25 protein-coding genes are annotated in these 21,563 nt (G+C 36.7%); 13 read left to right on the forward strand and 12 right to left on the reverse strand.

Going from position 1 to position 21,563, the window contains the following annotated elements; genetic code table 11:
- Positions 1–13: 13 nt before the first annotated feature.
- From MKZ14_RS04150 to MKZ14_RS04175, 6 genes are all read right to left on the reverse strand, one after another.
- Positions 14–1,540, reverse strand: coding sequence for a tripartite tricarboxylate transporter permease (locus MKZ14_RS04150; protein WP_036077051.1), 1,527 nt, complete (start codon positions 1,538–1,540; stop codon positions 14–16).
- 17 nt (positions 1,541–1,557) lie between these two features.
- A complete protein-coding gene (locus MKZ14_RS04155) occupies positions 1,558–2,034 on the reverse strand; it encodes a tripartite tricarboxylate transporter TctB family protein (protein WP_333006609.1) in 477 nt (158 codons plus the stop codon).
- Positions 2,035–2,123: 89 nt separating this feature from the next.
- Positions 2,124–3,149, reverse strand: a complete 1,026-nt coding sequence (locus MKZ14_RS04160) for a tripartite tricarboxylate transporter substrate-binding protein (RefSeq protein ID WP_026023527.1) — start codon at positions 3,147–3,149, stop codon at positions 2,124–2,126.
- A 125-nt stretch (positions 3,150–3,274) separates the two neighbouring features.
- A complete protein-coding gene (locus MKZ14_RS04165) occupies positions 3,275–3,961 on the reverse strand; it encodes a response regulator (RefSeq protein WP_016995009.1) in 687 nt (228 codons plus the stop codon).
- Entirely contained in the window at positions 3,954–4,421 is a 468-nt protein-coding gene (locus MKZ14_RS04170; RefSeq protein ID WP_333006608.1) for an ATP-binding protein, read from the reverse strand. Before MKZ14_RS04170 ends, MKZ14_RS04165 begins: the two co-directional genes overlap by 8 nt.
- Before the next feature lie 42 nt (positions 4,422–4,463).
- Complete coding sequence (locus tag MKZ14_RS04175; protein ID WP_333006607.1) at positions 4,464–5,600, reverse strand: sensor histidine kinase; 1,137 nt, start codon at positions 5,598–5,600, stop codon at positions 4,464–4,466.
- Between the two features lie 334 nt (positions 5,601–5,934).
- On the opposite strand from MKZ14_RS04175, the gene MKZ14_RS04180 reads away from it, so the two are divergent.
- Positions 5,935–6,381 carry a CidA/LrgA family protein gene (locus MKZ14_RS04180; protein WP_036077057.1) on the forward strand — a complete coding sequence of 149 codons (447 nt, stop codon included), beginning with the start codon at positions 5,935–5,937 and terminating at the stop codon, positions 6,379–6,381.
- A complete protein-coding gene (locus tag MKZ14_RS04185) occupies positions 6,374–7,051 on the forward strand; it encodes an LrgB family protein (RefSeq protein WP_333006606.1) in 678 nt (225 codons plus the stop codon). Before MKZ14_RS04180 ends, MKZ14_RS04185 begins: the two co-directional genes overlap by 8 nt.
- 217 nt (positions 7,052–7,268) lie before the next feature.
- On the opposite strand, the gene MKZ14_RS04190 is transcribed toward MKZ14_RS04185, so the two are convergent.
- Together MKZ14_RS04190 and MKZ14_RS04195 are read right to left on the reverse strand one after the other, a co-directional pair.
- A protein-coding gene (locus MKZ14_RS04190; RefSeq protein ID WP_339280636.1) for an IS3 family transposase occupies positions 7,269–8,593 on the reverse strand; the annotation gives its coding sequence in 2 pieces (ribosomal slippage) (positions 7,269–8,215 and positions 8,215–8,593; 1,326 coding nt in all).
- A 137-nt stretch (positions 8,594–8,730) separates the two neighbouring features.
- Entirely contained in the window at positions 8,731–10,200 is a 1,470-nt protein-coding gene (locus MKZ14_RS04195) for an aminotransferase class I/II-fold pyridoxal phosphate-dependent enzyme (protein ID WP_016992872.1), read from the reverse strand.
- Between the two features lie 145 nt (positions 10,201–10,345).
- Here MKZ14_RS04195 and MKZ14_RS04200 point away from each other — a divergent pair, with 145 nt between their 5' ends.
- Positions 10,346–11,305 (forward strand): nitronate monooxygenase family protein, encoded by a 960-nt coding sequence (locus tag MKZ14_RS04200; RefSeq protein ID WP_333006873.1) that lies wholly within the window; start codon positions 10,346–10,348, stop codon positions 11,303–11,305.
- Positions 11,306–11,325: 20 nt separating this feature from the next.
- A complete protein-coding gene (locus tag MKZ14_RS04205; RefSeq protein ID WP_036077065.1) occupies positions 11,326–11,613 on the forward strand; it encodes a UPF0223 family protein in 288 nt (95 codons plus the stop codon).
- A gap of 101 nt (positions 11,614–11,714) precedes the next feature.
- Here the strand turns inward: MKZ14_RS04205 and MKZ14_RS04210 are convergent, their stop codons facing one another.
- Positions 11,715–12,341 carry a DUF1054 domain-containing protein gene (locus MKZ14_RS04210; protein WP_258859602.1) on the reverse strand — a complete coding sequence of 209 codons (627 nt, stop codon included), beginning with the start codon at positions 12,339–12,341 and terminating at the stop codon, positions 11,715–11,717.
- A 126-nt stretch (positions 12,342–12,467) separates the two neighbouring features.
- On the opposite strand from MKZ14_RS04210, the gene MKZ14_RS04215 reads away from it, so the two are divergent.
- Positions 12,468–12,665: a hypothetical protein gene (locus MKZ14_RS04215; protein ID WP_026023402.1), complete on the forward strand. Its 198-nt coding sequence runs from the start codon at positions 12,468–12,470 to the stop codon at positions 12,663–12,665.
- Positions 12,666–12,877: 212 nt separating this feature from the next.
- Positions 12,878–13,672 carry an inositol monophosphatase family protein gene (locus tag MKZ14_RS04220; protein ID WP_004224769.1) on the forward strand — a complete coding sequence of 265 codons (795 nt, stop codon included), beginning with the start codon at positions 12,878–12,880 and terminating at the stop codon, positions 13,670–13,672.
- 42 nt (positions 13,673–13,714) lie between these two features.
- Here MKZ14_RS04220 and MKZ14_RS04225 read toward each other — a convergent pair whose 3' ends face one another.
- Entirely contained in the window at positions 13,715–13,900 is a 186-nt protein-coding gene (locus MKZ14_RS04225) for a DUF5325 family protein (RefSeq protein WP_016992866.1), read from the reverse strand.
- A 143-nt stretch (positions 13,901–14,043) separates the two neighbouring features.
- Here MKZ14_RS04225 and typA point away from each other — a divergent pair, with 143 nt between their 5' ends.
- From typA to MKZ14_RS04250, 5 genes are all read left to right on the forward strand, one after another.
- Entirely contained in the window at positions 14,044–15,888 is a 1,845-nt protein-coding gene (typA, locus tag MKZ14_RS04230; protein WP_004224771.1) for a translational GTPase TypA, read from the forward strand.
- A 30-nt stretch (positions 15,889–15,918) separates the two neighbouring features.
- Complete coding sequence (locus tag MKZ14_RS04235) at positions 15,919–16,317, forward strand: YlaH-like family protein (protein ID WP_036077070.1); 399 nt, start codon at positions 15,919–15,921, stop codon at positions 16,315–16,317.
- Between the two features lie 216 nt (positions 16,318–16,533).
- A complete protein-coding gene (locus MKZ14_RS04240; protein WP_036077072.1) occupies positions 16,534–17,526 on the forward strand; it encodes an ABC transporter substrate-binding protein in 993 nt (330 codons plus the stop codon).
- A 1-nt stretch (position 17,527) separates the two neighbouring features.
- Positions 17,528–18,295, forward strand: a complete 768-nt coding sequence (locus tag MKZ14_RS04245) for an ABC transporter ATP-binding protein (protein WP_333006878.1) — start codon at positions 17,528–17,530, stop codon at positions 18,293–18,295.
- A complete protein-coding gene (locus tag MKZ14_RS04250) occupies positions 18,288–19,082 on the forward strand; it encodes an ABC transporter permease (protein ID WP_016992766.1) in 795 nt (264 codons plus the stop codon). The genes MKZ14_RS04245 and MKZ14_RS04250 overlap by 8 nt, the downstream gene beginning before the upstream one ends.
- A gap of 55 nt (positions 19,083–19,137) precedes the next feature.
- Here the strand turns inward: MKZ14_RS04250 and MKZ14_RS04255 are convergent, their stop codons facing one another.
- Positions 19,138–19,341, reverse strand: a complete 204-nt coding sequence (locus tag MKZ14_RS04255; RefSeq protein ID WP_048394712.1) for a YlaI family protein — start codon at positions 19,339–19,341, stop codon at positions 19,138–19,140.
- Between the two features lie 11 nt (positions 19,342–19,352).
- Positions 19,353–19,853: a peptidyl-prolyl cis-trans isomerase gene (locus tag MKZ14_RS04260; RefSeq protein WP_333006880.1), complete on the reverse strand. Its 501-nt coding sequence runs from the start codon at positions 19,851–19,853 to the stop codon at positions 19,353–19,355.
- A 182-nt stretch (positions 19,854–20,035) separates the two neighbouring features.
- Between MKZ14_RS04260 and MKZ14_RS04265 the strand changes: the two genes are divergently transcribed.
- Complete coding sequence (locus MKZ14_RS04265; protein WP_004224778.1) at positions 20,036–20,317, forward strand: YlaN family protein; 282 nt, start codon at positions 20,036–20,038, stop codon at positions 20,315–20,317.
- A gap of 60 nt (positions 20,318–20,377) precedes the next feature.
- Positions 20,378–21,559, forward strand: coding sequence for an FtsW/RodA/SpoVE family cell cycle protein (locus MKZ14_RS04270; RefSeq protein ID WP_333006882.1), 1,182 nt, complete (start codon positions 20,378–20,380; stop codon positions 21,557–21,559).
- Positions 21,560–21,563: the final 4 nt, after the last annotated feature.

The raw sequence follows: 21,563 nt of genomic DNA on the forward strand, positions 1-21,563 counted from the left end.
GATTTTATATATTTTAACCTTCTTCGTTAATAAGAACATTTTTTCCACGCATTTTCATGAACAGTGGTATAAGTAACCAAGAAATCGCTACTACTAAAAATGTGAGAGATAAAGGCTTTGATACAAAAATAGAAAAATCTCCATTAGAGATAGTTAATGCACGGCGCATATTATTTTCAATCATCGGCCCTAGTACAAGTGCAAGGACTAATGGTGCTACTGGATAATCATTTTTAGCAAATAAATAACCAAGTACACCACAAGCTAGTAATAGATACAAATCAAAAGTAGCGAATTGTACAGCATAAACACCAAAAATTGAAATGGCGATAATAATTGGCAATAAATATTTTTTAGGTGTTTCTATGATTTTTGCAAAAATACGGACCAATGGCATGTTTAATGCTAATAACATTAAATTCCCAATAAACATACTAGCAATCAATCCCCAAGCAACTTGAGGATGCTCTTCGAATAATAGGGGACCTGGCTGGATATTGTACATAATAAGTGCACCCATTAAAATAGCTGTAGTACCTGAACCAGGAATTCCTAATGTTAGCAATGGAATCATTGCACCGCCTGATGCCGCATTGTTAGCTGATTCAGGTCCAGCTACACCAGCAATATGGCCTTTTCCGAATTGCTCAGGTGTTTTACTGAATTTTTTTTCGGTAATATAAGAAAAGAATGAGGCAAGGGTTGCGCCCGCGCCAGGCAATACACCAATGAAAAAACCTAATAATGAGCCACGGGCAATCGGAACAGCACTATCTTTTAAATCTTGCTTTGTTGGTAATACACGATTAATTTTTGCTATTTGACCATCTTCTTCGTCTTTTTCAAGAATCGTTTTAAACACTTCACCTAACGCAAATAAACCAACAGCAATCGTTAAAAATTCAATACCAGAGAATAGCATCGGCTGACCAAATGTAAAACGTTCGATACCGGATACTGCATCGATACCTACTGTGCCGAGCATAAGTCCTAAGGCAGTCATAATTAAAGCTTTTGTTATAGAGCGTCCTGCAAGTCCACTTACTGCCGCCAGCCCTAGTAACATTAACGAAAAGTATTCTGCTGGTCCGAATTTTAATGCTAATTTTGAAAGGGGGTTCGCTAATAATATCAGACCTAGTAACGCTACTACCCCAGCACAAAATGAACCGATGGCTGCGATAGAAAGAGCACTTCCAGCACGGCCTTGCTTCGCCATTTGATAGCCATCCAATGTTGTGACAACGGATGAGGATTCACCAGGCGTATTTAACAAAATAGAAGTAGTTGAGCCACCATACATGGCTCCATAATATACTCCTGCAAGTAAAATAATTGAGCTTGTAGCTGCCGCTTCCGTTGGTAAGCCAGCTGTAATGGTTGCTGTAACAGGGATTAATAAAGCAACACCACTCATGGGACCGATCCCCGGAAGTACACCAACTGCTGTTCCAATTATAACACCAACAAGAGCGAATAGAAGATTTTGCCATTGGAAGGCAATGGCAAATCCATCAACTAAAAATTGCAATGTTGACATATGTTCACTCCTTTATACTAAAAAGTTGGAAAACTAGGCAGAGACCCTCCTAGTAAACCTGTAAATACATAATAGACACCCAGTGAAAAACCAGCTGCAATAATGATTGAATAGATCAGTTTTGATCGTTCCATCATTTGGAAACTGATGCACAAAAATAAAAATGTAGTAATCATATATCCTATTTTTTCAAGGAAAAATACATAGGCAATAGCACTTCCAAAAATGATTAAGAACTTTTTAAGCTCTGTAGAGGAGGTTTTAGAAGATGGTGTTGGTCCTCTTGTGATTCGTTCTCTCACAGCATTTTTCCACGATTCATAAAATAATTGAAGACTTAATAAACCTAAAATAATGCCTAAACATAGTGGAAATATTTTAGGACCGACAGTAGATCCATAAGCACTATCAGAAATTTGTGTTGCTTGAAAGACAAATAAAATACTTAGTGTGAGTAAGATAATGCTAAATACTTTATCAAATGTGTGGTTCAATCGTTTTCACCTCCATAGAGAATAATAGAAGGTTACACAAGTAGTTCTATATTTCTTTGAAATACTTGTGTCCCTTTTCTTGACAAATATTATTCCTTTTTTTGCATACCAAGAGCTGTTAACAGTTCAACAATTATTTTATTTTGATTATCTAGGTAGGTTGTAAATTCTTCAGCGTTGCGGTATTCGGCTTGCCAGCCATTACGTGTTACTTCAGCTTGCCATTCTTCTGATTCAGACATTGCTTGTAATTTTTCAGACCAATAAGCAACTGCATTTTCACTCATATTTTTCGGACCAAAAATACCACGCCAGATTGTAAATTCTTCATCAATACCAGCCTCTTTAAATGTTGGAACTTCAGCTAGCTCACCCTCTAAGCGTTCAGATGAACTTACAGCTAATACACGGACATCTCCAGATTTAACATACGTAGCAATTGTAGAAGCATCTGTTGCAATCACATCTGCATTCCCTCCGAGTAAAGCTGTTACGGCCTCACCGCCCCCATCATAGGAAACATATTTGATTGTTTTTAAATCAATGCCTGATTTATAAGCTGGAATAATTCCCACTAGATGATCCATAGAGCCTGGTGCAGAGCCGCCTGCTAATGTGACATCTTTGGGCGAAGTTTTCAGTGCATTTAATACATCTTCAAGCGTTTGGAATGGAGAATCCTGTTTAACAACGATTGCACCATAGTCGCGCGTTAATTGCGCTAAAGGTGTAGTGTCTTTGTAGCCAAATTTACTATTTCCTTCAGCCTTTTCATGATTAATAAGAATAGGAGGCGATTTAACCATCAACATATAATCATTATTTACTTCCTTTGTAGCGAATGTTGCCATAAAGGCAGCCCCACCACCGCCTGGTTTGTTCTCAACTTGGATTGCCTTATCAATTAAACCTGTATCATTCATTGTTTTTGCTATTGCACGAGCTGTTAAATCCCATCCACCGCCAGCCCCAGATGGAGCAACAATAGTAATATTACTTTTCGGATAATCACTTGTTTTCTTTCCTTCTGTTGTTTCTCCATTTGATGCTGAACAGCCAACCAAACTAGTAAATAGTAAGCCAGCTACCATTATTTTTGATATTTTCCTCCACATAAAAATCCCCCTTAAAAATAAAATGGTAGCGCTATCAATCTAGCGCTACCAATACTATAACGTATATCAGAATTGTTTAAATATTGTGTTAATAATGTGGATTAATATCATTTTGTTCATAAAGTTTATTTGGAAATAAAGTATCGTCGCTCAGGACGACCAACTGTACCATAGGTGAGTTCAGTGTATGCCTGCTTTTGTGTAACTAAAAATTCTAAATAGCGGCGAGCGGTGGAACGACTAACACCGATATTTCTTCCTAATAGTTCAGCTGTACTACCATCTTCCATCGTACTTAAATAATTGATAACATGATTCATTGTTGTTGAATCAATGCCTTTCGGTAGTAGTGGTGTATCTTGAGGAATAGTTAAAGTTGCTTTTGGCCATAAATATTGAATTTTTTCTTGTGTAAATTTCTCGTTCTTTTGCAGCAATAAATGCTTGTAACGGAATTTTTCTATACTTTCTTTTAGTTGATCGAATGTAAATGGCTTTAAAATATAGTCCGTAACATTTTTCAGATAAGCTTTTTGAACAATATGTGCCTCTGTAGCTGCGGTAATTAAAATGATGCTACTTGTTGGACTTAATTCATTGATTTTATCTATTAAATCAACTCCAAGAATATCTGGTAAAAATACATCCAGTAATATAAGATGTGGTGAAAATGATTGAAGCCAGTCTATAGCTTCTTCCCCAGTGTTGGCACGCGCAATTACTGTGAAACCTTCAATTTTCTCTAAAAAACGACAATGTACGTCTGCTACCCGTACATCGTCTTCAATGACTAGCACTTCAATATCATTCATTAATGATAATCCCCCTTTTGCTAATAGATACAATGAATAGGGCACCGCCTAAATCGCCTTCTCCAAGAGCGAGTGAGCCGTTTAAATCATGGATGCTGGAAATTACTTTCCTTAATCCGTAGCCTCGGAGCTTAGTATCTTTTGTAGAAATATTTTCTGAAAATAGTACATCTAGTTTTTCTTGTGCTAAACCATTACCAGAGTCCTCGACTTCAAAGATGATTTCCTCGCCATTATCCAAGATAAAGAGTCTGACGATTCGTTGTTGCTCTTTATTTTTTTCAACCTCTTCAAAAGCATTGGTTAATAAATTACCCATAATTGAAATGATCAGACTTTTTTCGATATTTTCAGGAAAATTTTCTAAATAACTATCCTCATCAAAAATCAATTGAATCTTTAATTCACGAGCACGGTTAAAAAATCCAATAATTAAACCATTTAAAAATGGGTCTTTCACACGATTTGTAATAAATTGTGTTAGAGAGGAATGTCCTTGTACTTATTTATGAATAATAGATAGGGCTTCTTCGGATGCATTTAATTGAATAAGGCCTGAAATTGTATAAAGGACATTTTTAAATTCATGTGTTTGGGCACGTAAGGATTCCGTGTATTGTTTTACTTGTGATAATTCGATAGCCATTTGCTCAATTTCTGATTGTAAACGGAAGCTTGCAACAGCACCGACAATTTTACCATTCACCTTCATAGGAACACGATTTACAATAATTTCATGACCGTTGATATTCATTAATTTATCTAACTGTTTTTCACCGTTCATTAACACATTAAGAAGATGTGTATTTGGTATATGTTGCTCGATATTATCACCAATGATAGTCGTATTGTTTGCAAGATTTAAGATATTGGCTGCAGCATTATTCAATGTTGTAATTTCACCTTTATCATTTACGGTAATAATAGCTTCACGAACTGATTCAATTAAAACATTTTTTTCTGTTAACAGATTTGCAATTTCATTTGGCTCCAAATTAAAAATTTGCTTTTTAATATTTCGGGACAAAAATATAGAACCGATAATACCAATACTTAGTGCAATTACCATCGTATAAAAAATATTATCCAGGTATAAAAGGTATAAGTGATCTAATTCACTTGTTAAGTAGCCAATTGACACAACACCTATAATCGAGCCATTTGTATCAAAAATAGGTGCTTTGCCTCGAATTGATTGTCCCATTGAACCATTTGCAATTGAAATATAAGATTCACCTTTTTTCAATGCCCTGTCATTATCATCACCCACCATGGATTTGCCAATACGATCAGCAAGCGGATGGGTGTAGCGTATCCCTTCTTTATCTCCTATGACCACGTAAGTCGCTTTTGCAGCATGCATGATGTCATTGCTAATTTTTTGCAGAACCTCGGATGGGTTGTCTGTGTGAAAAGCTGCTATAACATCGCCTCTACTAGCTGTTGTTTCCGCCAAATATAGCGCTCTGTTACCAATTTGTGTTTGTAATGCATCCGAAATGGTTACATAAAAAAGTAGACCAGCTAAAGTGACGATAATAAAAATTAAAAAACTACTGTAATAGGCAAAGCGAGTTTGGAGTTTTAATGTTTTAAAGAAAATCGAAAATCCCACCTTAGAAATTTTAATAGTATACAAACTAGTATCTTGTGTAATTTTCGATTATATAGAAAATTTTAAAAATTTGCTAGATAGTGATTAAAATATATAATGAAATGCTTCTAATGAGCCAAGGATGCTGAAAATAACAAGAGAAGGAAGTTATTTTAACGGTCAGTGTATAAGAGGATCACAAAACAACAATACATTTTACATATGTAAAATCGTGATTTATAAAGGGAAAAGAATTTTAATAGTGTACCATAGAAAGGGTTGGTTTTTCTGTAACTGCTAATTATTTTTCTAAAATTATAATAGACAGAAAATTCCTGCAGATGTAGAATGAACGATATAGGGGGTGAAAAGTGGCGAAATGTTGAACGAAAATTTTGCTGCGTTGTTGTTACGTGTTGTTCGGATTATTGTGCAAATTGGGATACTTACTATTTTCTATTACATGGGGGTTGGCATTGTTTCTTACTTGCATATCCCTCTTCCAGGAAGCGTCATTGGATTACTTTTATTAGCACTTTCACTCAATTTTAAAATAATTAAGGTTGAATATATACAAGACGGAGCAGGTTTTTTAATTGGCATCTTAACGTTGTTTTTCATTCCAGCAACTGTTGGTGTTATTGATTATCCAGAACTCATGTCAATCACTGGTCTGCTCATTATTTTAGCAGTTATTGCTAGTACATTAATCTCTATTTATGTAACAGGATTGCTGACACAACTTATTGAGAAAAGAGAATTGGCCAAAAAAGAAAGCTCGAAGACTACTGTGGAAGAAGGAAAGGGGGAATTAACTGTTGATTGAAGTAACTGTTGTCCTTAGTACCATTATCATGTTTATTTTATTTACAAAGCTCTATCAACGCTTTCCCCATCCTATCATGATTCCCTTGGTCACTACTACGATTGTCAGTGCAGTGATTTTACTTGTGTTTGATATTCCGTATTCAACTTATATGGAAGGTGGGGAATGGCTTCAGAAAATGCTAGGGCCAGCTGTGGTGGCACTTGCATATCCTCTCTATAATCAACGAGCAATTATTATGAAATATAAGTACTCTATTTTATCAGGACTCCTAATCGGCATGATAACAGGCTTAGTGACAATTTTTGTGTTACTAAAATGGATTGGTGTAGAACCTGGCTGGATGCTCACAGCATTACCTAAATCGTTAACAACGCCTGTTGGAATGCAGGTGAGCGAAACGATTGGTGGCATTCCTCCTTTAACCGCTGTTTTCGTCATGATTGCAGGGTTTGTAGGGGCCATTATCGGACCATTAGTCATTAAGTATGGCAAAATCGACTCTGCTGTGAGTAGAGGAGTGGCAGTAGGAAGTGCTTCACACGGGGTAGGTCTTGTGAAATTAAGAGAATATGGGGAACAGGAATTATCAGTTGGTTCCTTATCAATGGGTTTAACGGCTGTTATCGGAGCATTCTTCTGCCCTTTATTTGTTTATTTATTTTTATAGATGGTGATATGCATAAGCAATTTATCGTTATGAAAATGAAATTAAAAATACTTCTGATAATATTCTATTATATCTATTTTGTAATGAAGAGAATGTTTTTCTGCTTGTGTTCAACACGAAGGATATCTTCATTTCTGTGTTGTATAAATATAAAAGCTAGCCCTTCTTTGAACTGCGCCCTAAATTTCGGACAGTTTAATAAAAGTAACCCTGCTATTTAAGCAGCGATTAGATGACTTCGGTATTCTGCCGGAGTCATCTTTTTTAAATTCCATTGTCTTCTTGATGCATTATAGAAAATCATATATTGATTAACTAATTGTTTTAGTTCTTCAAATGTATGAACTTCTTTATAGTCCATTTCATCTTTCATATGTCCAAAGAAGGATTCCATTGGTGCATTATCGATACAGTTCCCTCTACGTGACATAGATTGTTTCAAATTCATCTGTTTCACCCTTTTTTGAAATTCTGGATGCGTGTAATGGAAACCTTGATCAGAGTGTATCATGGCTTCTGGATGTATATTATTCCCTAATTTCTCTTCTAATTTTGCTAGAGTATTGTAAACAATCGACATTTTCAATGTTTGTGATAATTCATATGCCACTATTTCACGTGTAGCGACATCATTAACACAGGATAGATAGGCTGTTTTTCCTCGATACTTTAAATAGGTAATGTCAGTTAAAAATACTTTTTCCGGCTCGTCTTGTGTAAATTCACGGTTTAATCTATTTGGTAATGTCTTATGTTCTTGAGTAGCTTTTGCAATATTTTTATATGGGTTTGCACGTCGCACTTTCGCAAAGAAATTATACTTGCGCATTAGACGGCGTATTTTCTTTGGGTTCATTGGGTTTTCAAGTAATTCACATACTTTCATATAAAGTCCACGATAGCCAACTTTCCCTTTGAATGCATCATAGATGCACTTTAAAAAGAGATAATCCTCATAATCATTGTTCTCTCGAATGGCATGTTTTTCAGTATTCCGCAGCCATGCATAATAACCACTGCGACTAACATGTGCGACAGTACATAGCTCAGAGACACTATTGATTAGTTGATATTTACGAATTACTTCATTGATGACTGCGTATTTTTCATGTGGAGCTACTTGTGTTTCTTCGCCTTCCTTTCGAGTTCCTCTAGCTTTTTTAGTAATTCAATTTCAGCTTCGAGATAACGAATACGAGCCTCTGCTTTTTCTAGCTTCTTATCAGCGGATAACTCACTAGTTGTTGGTCTTCCCGTACTTCCTTTTCCTCGACGTTCTTCCAAAAAACCATTTTCTCCATATTGATTAAAAGTATTTCTCCAACGCTTCAAAGCTGATTTAGCTTTTTTAGGGCCAATCATTTCAAGATCAAACCCATTTTCTATAAAGATTTGAGTAGGTCCTTTCCCAGCTAAGTTCTCATTTACTGCTTTAATTTTAAATTCAGGTGTATATTGAATCGCTCGGTCAGATACTGAAGCAACATTGGGATTGGCTTCTAATAGTTGACGTTGATGTTCATTAAAATAGATTTTACTCATAAGATAACTCCCGTTCAAATTAATTATGTTAAGTATAACGGGCTTTTCCCATAGAAAAAACCCCGAATAGGGCACTTTTTTTTAAGTGTCTACTATTCGGGGTTCAGTTCACTTTTTGAAGAGCTAGCTTTTATTTTTTAGAAAATTGGCTTACGTTCTTTGATAACACGAATTGTTTTTAATGTTGTATCTTCTGGTCCTTGAACTGGTAAACCTGCTTCAATATTCATTTGAATATAATGAATATTTTCTTGTGTAATTATTTCCCCGGGAATAAAAATAGGAATCCCAGGAGGATACACCATAATAAACTCTGCACAAATACAGTTATCTGCTTCGGCAAGAGGAACGACTTCTGTATCTGCATAAAAAGCATCACGTGGGGACATGGCAAGTGCTGGAATTTCTGGCACATTCACCAAGGCCTCTGTTATAGCTGCTTCAGAATCAAATGCTTTTGACATACGAGTTAAGGCATTTACTAAAAGGTTAATTTCCTTTTTTGTATCTCCTAAAGTCACTAAACATAAGATATTATAAAGGTCAGACAGTTCTACTTCAATATTGGCATTATACCTCAACCATTCCTCAGCTCGATGACCAGAAATACCTAAATCTTTCACACTAATCAGAAGTTTTAATGGGTCCATATCATAAGTTGCAGATGAATGTAACTTTTCCTTACCTGCACACTTTAAATGTGGTATTTGATTAATGCGTTTACGAGCATCCTTTGCTAAACGTAATGCATCGTCAATTAAATCGTATCCATGAATGGCTAGCTGACGTCGCGCTGTGTCAAGTGAAGCAAGTAATGGATAGGATGTCGAAGTTGTTGTTAACATAGAAAATACAGCTTGTACACGTTTTGCAGAAACAAGACCTTCACGTACATTTAAAATAGACGTTTGTGTCATGGAGCCACCAAGCTTATGCACGCTTGTAGCTGCCATGTCAGCACCTGCTTCCATAGCTGAATATGGAAGGTCATCATGGAATTTTATGTGTACGCCATGCGCTTCATCTACTACTACCGGAATATTACGGTCATGAGCAATCTCAACAATGCGCTTTAAATCAGCTGTAAAGCCAAAATATGTTGGATTAATAACAAGTACTGCCTTTGTATCTGGATAAGCATTTAATGCTTTTTCCACAGCTTCAGGGGATATGCCATGAGAAATCCCATATTCGCTGTCGACTTCAGGATGAATAAAAATTGGAATGGCACCAGCGAATACAATCGCTGACATAATAGATTTATGGACATTCCGTGGTACTAGAATTTTATCACCTGGACCGACGACGGTTAGAATCATCGTCATGATGGCGCCACTAGTACCTTGAACGGAAAAGAATGTATGATCAGCACCAAAGGCTTCAGCTGCTAAGTTTTGCGCTTCTTTTATAGCACCCTTTGGTGAATGTAAATCGTCTAGTGGAGCAATATTAATTAAATCAATTGATAAAACGTTGTCGCCGACGAATTCTCGGAAAGCAGGATCCATCCCTTGCCCTTTCTTATGGCCTGGAATATGGAACTGAATGGGATGTCTGTTCCGATGTTTTAATAATACGTCGAACAATGGAGTCTCTAATTGTGACAACGCAGGTACCACCTCACTTTATAATATCTAAGAAAACAAATGAATTATAGCACCTAACGACACGAAAAAATAGGCTTTTCCTAAAAAATAAAAGGATTTTTTTCAGGATATCGAGAAAATAGTATTGAACGAAAGGGGAGGTACTATGAATTGGAATACACGTGTGACGGACCTATTACAGGTTAAATATCCAATTATTCAAGGGGGATTAGCCTATTTAGCATATGCTGATTTAGCTGCAGCTGTGTCGAATGCTGGTGGTTTAGGGCAAATAACAGCTATGAGTTTACGAGATCCTGAATTGTTACGAGCAGAGATCCATAAAGTCCGAACATTAACAAATAAACCATTTGGCGTAAATTTTGCGATTGGCATGCATGGTACAGGCTATGAGGATATGGTGCGTGTGGCAATCGAAGAAGCAGTGCCGGTTGTTACAATGACGGGGGGAAATCCAGCGCCTATATTTAATTTACTGGCAGGCACGGATATAAAAAAATTAGTCCTTGTAGCTGCTCGTAGACAAGCTCAAAAGGCTGAACAGCTTGGAGCAGATGCTGTGATGGTCGTGGGTCAAGAGGGCGGTGGTCATCTTGGTCGTGATGATGTCGGCACAATGGTTCTTGTTCCACAAGTGGTTGATAGCGTAAGTATTCCTGTCATTGCTTCTGGCGGAATTGGCGATGGACGTGGCTGGATGGCTGCTCAAGCCTTGGGAGCTGAAGGCATTGAAATGGGCACTCGTTTTATAGCAACAAAAGAGTGTGTTGATGCTTCAGAGGCTTACAAAGAGGCGCTAATTGCGAGTACTGAGGCAGATACAACCATTATTAAGCGCTCAATTGGTGCACCAGCTCGTGCCTTACGCAATGATTTTACTGCAAAGATTTTGGAGATCGAGGAAAAAACGCCAACATATGAGGCATTAAAAGAATATATTAGTGGCTCAGTGAATAAACGTTTTATTTACGATGGTGACAAGGATCAGGGCTTTGGCTGGGCTGGACAAGTGACTGGAATGATTCACGATATCCCAACGGTTGAAGACCTTATTAAGCGAATGGTTGCAGAAGCTGAAAGTATACGGTTAAAATGGGGGCAATAACGTAAAGGTGGTTTTGTCGAATGGAATACTCTTATCCGTTTTCAACTGATTGGTCCACAGAGGAGATCGTGGATGTTATTCAATTCTTCGAGGGAATTGAGAAAGCTTATGAAAAGGGCATCAAGCGTGAAGTTATGCTAGCTAAATATCGACGCTTTAAAGAGATTGTTCCTTCCCAAGCAGAGGAAAAATCAATTTTTCGCGAATTTGAAGAGGCGAGTGGCTACATTAGCTATCCTGTTGTAAAACAAACAAAGGAAGCAGAAGATGGGATGATCATAAAAGTTACCCCTAAAAATGGTCGTTAAAAGAGTGGATGTGAGTTAATCTCACATCCACTCTTTATTTTTTGTGTTAGAAAACGACATTTTGCATAAACTACATCAATAAAAAGCTTTAATAGCTAATCCTATTTTCCCACAATAACGTTGTAAAGAGGAAGTAAGCTGTTAAATGTGTCCTCTATTAATTGATGTAATTCGCTTGCTGTTAGCTTTGTTGCTTGCTCTTTTGGAATATGACGGCCAATTAAGAATTCACCTTTTTTGACATCACGTAGGCGAATAAGTAGTTCTTCAAGCTTGTCTTCTTTTGCTACTTCCAGAGAAACGGCCTCAGGGGACATATGATCTCCTGACACAATAAAATCATCTGGAAGCTGCTCAATTAATGATTTATGAGCTAGTAAACGCTCAGCCATAACATTTTTTTGAGGCGCTTCATAAATAATAGCTAAGACGATGAATAAATGTGTGTGCCATAGACCAATCTGAAAGTGAGGCAATGATTTATAGCCTCTTTTATAAGGGGCGAAGGCAACCCAGCTATCTTTTGGGGGGTTAACAGTTCTTCGAGCATGTTTAGCCACATGAGGGAAGAATTCTTCACCTAATTGGCTAGAGAAGTATGAAGAGAAATCTTCCCCTAGCTGATTAAATTTTGGACGTACATGTAAATTTAAAGCATCCATTCTCTGTTCTAAACCGTCTATTGTAAAAACCTTAAAGTCTTTGTTTGTCCACTTTATTTTTGGCAATTTTATTTTACTCCTTTCGTTTTATAAGGTTTATTTTACGCTGAATTTGGGAAAAAATCTTATAACAAGAACTTTATCAAATGAGCGAAGTTTTTGTAAAAAAAATAAAAAAAGGAAGTGTTTTTTATGAAACCGTTCGTAAAAATTATACGTAAAGTTGACATTGAAAAGCAATATGAGCACATATTACAATTAGAATTAGATTATGAATTAGCTTCACTTTTTGCAGCAATGAATGAAAAAAATGACATTGAAATTGAAAAAAGTAAAAAACGTCTGGCAGAAATTCAGATGGAACTTGAAAGTTTGCACGCCTATGCGTAGTCAAAATCTAATACCCATTTAAAAAATCACTTGCTGAATATTCCGACAGCAGGTGATTTTTATTGTGACAAAGGGTAAAATAGAAATTATATCATAAGGTAATATTAGCTTTTATATAGCAAAAGTTATGAAGTAGTGGGAAAAGGTATCATAAACATACGAGAGCGACCAACATAGATGGCCTTTTCTTATATTCGAAGGGTGGGTTATGAGTGGATTTACAACAAATTGATAAATTTGCAAAAGATATTATTTTTGAAGCTGGGCGACGTATTCGGGAGGCTTTTTCGTATAATCTAGTAATAGAGACAAAATCAGGTGCAAATGACCTCGTTACCAATATTGATCGAGAGACTGAGTTATTCTTTATTGAGCAAATTAAAGCTTTTGATCCAACCCACAAAATCCTAGGGGAAGAAGGAATGGGCGAACAGGTTAAATCGCTAGATGGTGTAGTTTGGATTATTGATCCAATTGATGGCACGATGAATTTTGTCAAACAGCATCGTCATTTTATGATTTCTATAGGTATTTTTGTCAATGGCGTAGGAAAATTAGGTTACATATTTGATGTCATGCGAGAGGATTTATTTAGTGCCATTGAGGGTCAAGGGGCATGGTATAATGATTCACCATTGCGAAAACTACAGTCTGTTACAATGGAAGAGTCTGTCATTGGCATCAATGCACATTGGGTCGCACCTAATCGACATATTCACCATGAAAAGGTGATAGATATGGTTCGTAAAGTTCGCGGTACACGGTCTTATGGCTCTGCGGCAATGGAAATTGCATTTGTTGTTAGCGGCAAATTAGATGCCTATGTCTCTATGCGTTTAGCACCATGGGATATTGCAGGAGGGACCATCATTGCTCAGGAAGTTGGAGCAGTTGCTACAAATCTACATGGTGAAGGCTTTGATTTCCTTCATCAGGATACATTTATTATTGCCAATCCCGCTATTCATAAAGAGTTATTAGAAAAATATATTGTGCCATATGAATAAAAAGGAGCAGTCTATTTACTAGACAGCTCCTTTTTATGTTCTTTAAAGTAATCCTTGCGCACGTAGTTTACGCTTCATTTTAAAGGCTGTCATGAAAATGACACAAGTAGCCACAATACCAGCTATTACACCAAATATACTACTAGCTGCAACAGAGTAGCCGATAGAGCACATTGCTAATACAGCTGCCAATGCATAGATGGCCATTACGATTTTTGCACGATTCATAGCCTAGCCTAGCCTCCTATATAAAAAATTTGTCGATCAAATATATTTTTTAGAATGATGGAAATTCTAATAAGGACATTTCTATCCTTCTTGTGCTATAATATCACAGTTAAACATTCGAAAAAAGAATATGGAGTGGAATAATGACAAACTTACGTCAAGATCTTCGCAATATCGCAATTATCGCCCACGTTGACCATGGTAAAACTACTTTAGTCGACCAACTATTAAAACAATCAGGTACATTCCGTTCAAACGAACATGTTGAAGAACGTGCAATGGACTCTAATGATATTGAACGCGAACGTGGTATTACAATTTTAGCAAAAAATACTGCAGTAAACTATAACGGAACTCGTATTAACATCCTTGATACGCCTGGACACGCCGACTTCGGTGGTGAGGTAGAACGTATTTTAAAAATGGTAGATGGCGTTTTACTAGTTGTCGATGCGTATGAGGGTTGTATGCCGCAAACACGCTTTGTACTGAAAAAAGCGTTAGAACAAAAGTTAACACCGATTGTAGTTGTAAACAAAGTTGATAAAGACTCAGCTCGTCCATTAGAAGTGGTTGATGAAGTATTAGAATTATTCATCGAGCTAGGTGCTGATGATGATCAATTAGATTTCCCTGTTGTGTATGCATCAGGTGTAAACGGTACAGCTTCTCTTGATGCTGATCCAACAAAACAAGAAGAAAATATGCAATGTCTATTTGAAAAGGTAATTGAAGCAATTCCTGCACCAGTAGACAACTCAGCAGATCCATTACAATTCCAAGTGGCATTACTTGACTACAATGATTATGTTGGTCGTATTGGGATTGGACGCGTATTCCGCGGAACAATTGAAGTAGGACAACAAGTTGCTTTAATGAAGTTAGATGGGACTGTGAAACAATTCCGTGTAACGAAACTATTTGGTTTCTTTGGTTTAAAACGTGAAGAAATCCAATCAGCAAAAGCTGGTGACTTAATTGCTGTTTCAGGTATGGAAGACATCAACGTTGGAGAAACAGTTTGTCCAGTTGAACATCAAGAAGCTTTAACACCATTACGTATAGACGAGCCAACATTACAAATGACTTTCTTAGTGAATAATTCACCGTTTGCAGGTCGTGAAGGGAAATGGGTAACTGCTCGTAAAGTAGAAGAGCGTTTACGTTCACAACTTCAAACGGACGTATCTCTACGTGTAGAAGATACAGATTCACCAGATGCATGGACGGTTTCTGGACGTGGTGAGCTACATTTATCAATTCTTATTGAAAATATGCGCCGTGAAGGCTTTGAGCTACAAGTATCAAAACCTCAAGTTATCATTCGTGAAATTGATGGTGTAAAATGTGAACCGTTTGAACGTGTACAAATTGATGTGCCAGAAGAAAATGTAGGTTCGGTTATTGAATCGATTGGTACGCGTAAAGGTGAAATGTTAGATATGGTGAACAATGGCAATGGCCAAGTTCGTTTAACTTTCCTTGTTCCAGCTCGTGGTTTAATTGGATATACAACAGAATTCATGTCTATGACTAAAGGTTTTGGTATCATTAACCATACATTCGATTGCTACCAACCATATATTCCAGGACGTATTGGTGGACGTCATCAAGGTGTTCTTGTATCAATGGAAACTGGTAAATCCACAACTTATGGTATGATGCAAGTAGAGGACCGTGGTACACTCTTTGTAGAACCAGGTACTGAAATTTATGAAGGTATGATCGTTGGTGAAAATACACGTGATAATGATATCACTGTAAACATAACAAAAATGAAGCAAAAAACGAATGTTCGTTCTGCGACAAAAGATGCAACAAACGTTATTAAAAAGCCACGTTTATTAACACTAGAAGAAGCGTTAGAATTCTTAAATGATGATGAGTATTTAGAAATCACACCAGAATCTATTCGCCTTCGTAAACAAATTCTAGATAAAAATGAACGTGAAAGAATAGCGAAAAAATTAAAAAACGCTGAACAATAATTTTTTGCTTCCACGAAAGGAAGAGGAGTCTTGGATCTGAAGTCCGCTTTATTGGGTGAACTAAATGTTATTCAAGTTGCTGCACAGACAGGTACAGATGAAACAACACGAGTTTATGGAAGAATGGCTGGTATAACTAGATTTTTATATGAAAATTTACCAAGCTATGAAATAGCAGGTTATGTTGTATTTCTTCTTGTATTTGCACTTTCTGCCATTGTCTATAAGCTAGGCTTTGCCAAGAAATTAAAGTTATCTCAAAATATTATTATTTATGCGTTCCTATTTTTAGGGTGTATTATGCTTACGTTCTTTGCCCTATTCTTACCAATGATTGAAGGTCTGATTGTAGCGGCCTTAATTCTAATTGTCTATAAAACAAGATTATGGCGTGAAAAAAGAGAAGAGCAACAAGCTACCAATCAGTAACAATTACGAACTTTATAATAAGAACTTTTTATCTGTTATAAACAGTCTTAGCGGTTTTAATGCTAAGGCTGTTTTTTTGTATGTTTCCCCCTGTAGTCAAGCTGAGGAAAACACCCGCACTCTACACAAATTAAAAAATGATAGGCACCGAAATCTTCTTATGTGAATAAGTTAATGTCGATAGGCTTATTTTCAACACATCAAGGAGGAAAGGGAATGCGTTGGCTTACAAAAGGTTTATTGTTAGGTGTCATTGCTTTGTTACTCCTTTCTTTGACGGCATGTAATAAAGCAGAGCTAGAAAAAGTCAAAGTAGGAGAAGTAACTCGTTCAATATTCTATGCGCCTCAATATGTAGCACTTGAGAAAGGATTCTTCGAGGAGGAGGGTCTTTCTGTGGAGCTACAAACGATTGCAGGTGGCGATAAAACGATGACGGCGTTACTGTCAGATGGAATTGATATAGCTTTAGTTGGATCGGAGACGTCTATTTATGTCACTTTACAAGGTGCAAATGATCCTATTCAAAATTTTGCACAGTTAACCCAAACGGATGGAACCTTTTTAGTGGCAAGAGATAAGATGGATAATTTTTCGTGGGATCAATTGAAGGGCTCAACGTTTTTGGGGCAACGTAAAGGTGGTATGCCACAAATGGCAGGTGAATTCGTGCTGAAAAAACATGGCATCGACCCTGTAAATGATTTAACGCTCATTCAAAATATTGATTTTGCCAACATTGCAACTGCTTTTGCATCAGGCACTGGTGACTATGTACAATTATTTGAACCTACTGCGAGTGTCTTCGAGAAAGAAGGGAAAGGTTATATTGTAGCTTCATTTGGAACGGAGTCTGGTAATCTTCCTTACACGTCCTTTATGGCAAAAAGTAGTTATTTAAAGGATGAAGCTTCAACTGTTCAAGCTTTTACAAATGCATTACAACGAGCACAGGATTATGTGCAAAATGAGAGTGCTGCTGAAGTAGCAAAAATTATTCAACCATATTTTGAAAATGTAGATATAGAGATAATTGAAACTGTAATTGAGCGATATAAAGCACAAGGCTCTTATGCTACTGACCCAATCCTTGATGAAGGAGAGTGGGATAACTTGCAAACAATTATGGAGGAAGCAGGTGAACTTCCTCAACGAGTGGAGTATGAAAAACTTGTGAATACTACCTTTGCTAAAAAGGCTGCTGAGTAATATGGAATTTTTACAGCTAGAGAATATTCACCATAGTTATTTTTCAAGTACACAGGCAAAGGAAGTATTACGTGATATCAGTTTAGCCATTCATGAAGGAGAGTTTGTTTCGTTTATTGGTCCGAGTGGCTGCGGAAAAACCACATTATTATCAATTATTGCAGGATTATTCCCTGCCACTGAAGGCAATGTTTATATAGATGGTGAAAAGCTATCAGCAAATAATCAATCTAGCATTGGCTATATGCTTCAGCAGGACTATTTATTTCCTTGGAAGACCATTGAGGAAAATGTCACAATTGGCTTGAAGATAATGGAGAAAAGTCATAAAACACATAAAGTAACGGCCAACGCATTATTACAGGAAGTAGGATTACCGCATGTGGGGAAAAATTATCCTCGAGAATTATCAGGAGGTATGCGGCAACGTGTCGCCCTTGCTCGTACCTTAGCTGTAAATCCTAAAATTTTATTATTAGATGAACCATTTTCTGCATTAGATTATCAGTCGAAATTAAAGCTTGAGGATTTAGTGGTGGAAACATTAAAAACTTATAAAAAGACTGCTATTCTTGTGACACATGATATTGGCGAGGCAATCGCGATGAGTGAGCGTGTAGTTCTATTTTCTGCAAACCCAGGGACAGTTCACAAGGTGTTTGAAATACCTAAAGCTCTTAGTGAGCTATCACCTTTTGATGTAAGACAGCATCCAGCCTATGCAGATATTTTCCAAACGATTTGGAAGGAGCTGGAGAGCCTTGGATAATACATTATTTAAGCAATATCAGCAATTGTTAAAAAGAGAAAAACGCTATGTTCGAGTATATCAGCTTATTATTTTACTACTATTCTTTGGAGGATGGGAGCTGCTTTCACGATTAGAATGGATTGATCGTTTAATTTTTAGCTCGCCAACGCATGTATGGCATACATTTATTGAAAAAGTAAGTGATGGTTCTTTAACATTGCATGTAAGTGTTACATTAATGGAGACCGTAATTGGCTTTTTAGCGGGGACCTTATTAGGAACATTGATAGCTATTGTCTTGTGGTGGTCCCCGTTACTATCAAAAGTACTTGATCCATATTTAGTAATTTTAAACGCGATGCCAAAAGTTGCACTAGGTCCGATTTTGATTGTTGCACTTGGCCCAGGCTACTTTTCCATCATAGCGATGGGTGCATTAATATCCATCATCATTACAACAATTGTAGTATATACGGCATTTAAAGGAGTCGATCCAAATTATAGTAAGGTTTTACAAACATTTGGAGCGACCAGATGGCAAATCTTTCGTGAGGTCATTTTGCCAGCATCATTTCCTACGATCATTTCAACCCTGAAAGTGAATGTTGGCTTATCATGGGTAGGGGTTATTGTAGGGGAATTTTTAGTAGCTTCAAAAGGACTTGGCTATTTAATTATCTATGGCTTCCAAGTATTTAATTTTAACCTTGTCCTTATGTCACTTCTGATCATTGCCTTTTTTGCTACTATTATGTATCAAGTTGTAGAATTAGTTGAAAAAACGATTATTAAAAATAATGGATAGTAGAAAAAAAGAGGTGTCTCAAAATAGAGGCACCTCTTTTAAAGCTGTTCTTTAGTTAAAATTCTTTATCCATCTGTGGTGACGTACGATAAAAACGGAAATTGCCTGTTTCCATTCGTGCGACAGTATTTTCCGAAATGCGATCATGACAAATATCGCACATATAAGTATGAATTGGTCGATTACGCAATTTTTTTGCTAAAGGTAAATTATCATCTAAATTATGAATCGTATCGCAAATAACGCATTTAACGCGCATTGCATTCCCTCCTATTCAGCGCGGATGGCTGATACGTTTTTAATAGGATTGTCAATATTTGAACCGTCTCTTAGTAATACATGGATTGGACCGTCTTCTAAAAGAGGCTTCCCGTCTTGGCTATATTTTAAAATAAGTGTAAAAGCTTCTTCAATTGTGAAAGGATATTCTTGACCATCTTTGCAAGTTAAGACGATTTTTGTCGCTTCAGGTTTAATTTCAGCATTCTTCAAGAAATGACTTAATTCGATACCAAATGTACCTGTCTCCATGCCTTTACGGTCAAATTTCCTCTCTGATTTTAATGTAGGTGGGAATGTTGCTCCTTCCATAATTTCACGTGACCAGTGTGCCCCTACTTCACGCATATATTTGACGTCAGCATCTTCCTCAACATTTTGAGTAGTGAAGTAAGTGTTTAAATCTAATTTACGATCATCAAAAATCCACACAGTAGGATCTAATGTTAGTTGGTATGTGACTGCACCTGTGATAGGAATTATTGTTTCCATAATAGAAATCCTCCTCAAATCTTGTATATCCATGACATAGTATAACGCTAATGCCTAGAGATAATAAAGAAATATAATTCGAATTCTCTATTTTCCAATGAAGACACTTGCATTTTTATCGACTAAAAGATAAACTTTATTAAGATAGAATCGAAGAAATATCAGATAATGGGGGCGTCCTCATGGATACGAAATCACAAACTTCTTTTCAAGAGAAGGCTTTGGAGCTATTAGTTGCTGATGCAGATAAGATTGCTCGCCTTATTCGAGTACAAATGGATCATTTAACAATGCCACAATGCCCTTTATATGAGGAAGTATTAGATACACAAATGTTCGGCCTGTCACGTGAAATTGACTTTGCTGTGAAGCTTGGATTAATTGAACGTGAAAAAGGCAAAGAAATTCTCGATTCACTCGAGAAGGAACTTTCTGTACTACACGACGCGTATACAGACAAATAAAAAGAAAAACTCAAACGCTTTTTTGCGCTTTGAGTTTTTTTACTAGAACGAGGTTTTCCAATGAGACAATACTTAAAACGTTATGCACAAAATTTTGATTACCCCTTATTTTTTACGGTCCTATTATTAAGTTTATTTGGATTAATTATGATTTACAGTTCAAGTATGATGGTTGCTATTGTTCAAAAAGGTCAAGCACCTGATTATTTTTATCAAAAGCAAGTGACCAATTTAATGGTGGCATTTCTTGGCTTTATCCTTACAGCATTTTTCCCATATAAGCATTATGCGAATAAGAATATTATGTTATTGCTAACTGTTGTGTTAGTTGTGTTATTTACATGGGTAAAAGTAGCAGGTAATGGGGCAGAGGAAGTAGGTTCTCAAAGTTGGATTGCTATTCCAGGTTTAGGGAATTTTCAACCTTCAGAGTATGCGAAACTATTTATAATTTTATATTTTGCAGCTGCTTTTTATCGAAAAGCGCAAAAATATACGTTTGAAAAGCTACAACCTACTGAAATTTTTTACCCAATTTTTCTATGGATTTTAGTGGTTGCTGGGGTAGCCTTTGAAACAGACTTAGGAGCAGTGATTATTCTATGTGGTATTGCTGTTTCAGTTGTTGCTTCAAGTGGTATTCCATTTAAAACATTTTGGAAGTTTTTTGGTGTATTGGGTGCATTTGGTACAGCCATTCTTGGTATTCTATGGATATTTAAGGGAGAGCTACTAACAGGAAATCGAAAAGGACGGATATTGTCTTACTTAAATCCGTTTGAGTATGAGGATGGTAGTGGTCACCAAGTGGTGAATAGTTATTATGCCATTGGCGGAGGCGGCTTAGAAGGGCGTGGCCTTGGTCAATCCATTCAAAAATTAGGATACTTGCCTGAACCACAAACAGATTTTATTATGGCAATCATAATGGAAGAGCTAGGGATTTGGGGTGTTTTAATTGTCCTATGTGGTTTAGGATTTATTGTATATAAAGGTTTTTCTATTGCATTGCGAACAAAAGATCCATTGGCACGCATGATTGCGGCTGGCATTGCGAGCTGGATAGGCTGGCAATCGTTTATTAATCTTGGGGGTGTAACCGGGTTAATCCCGTTAACCGGTGTAACGTTACCTTTTATAAGCTATGGCGGTACATCTATAATCATTCTATCTTTAGCGATGGGAATATTGATCAATGTTTCTATGTTTGAAAAGGTAGAGAGGAAAAAAACACAATCATAAAGGG

Origin of the sequence: Lysinibacillus sp. FSL P2-0066 (assembly GCF_037969495.1) — a bacterium.
GTDB classification, from domain to species: Bacteria; Bacillota; Bacilli; order Bacillales_A; family Planococcaceae; genus Lysinibacillus; species Lysinibacillus boronitolerans.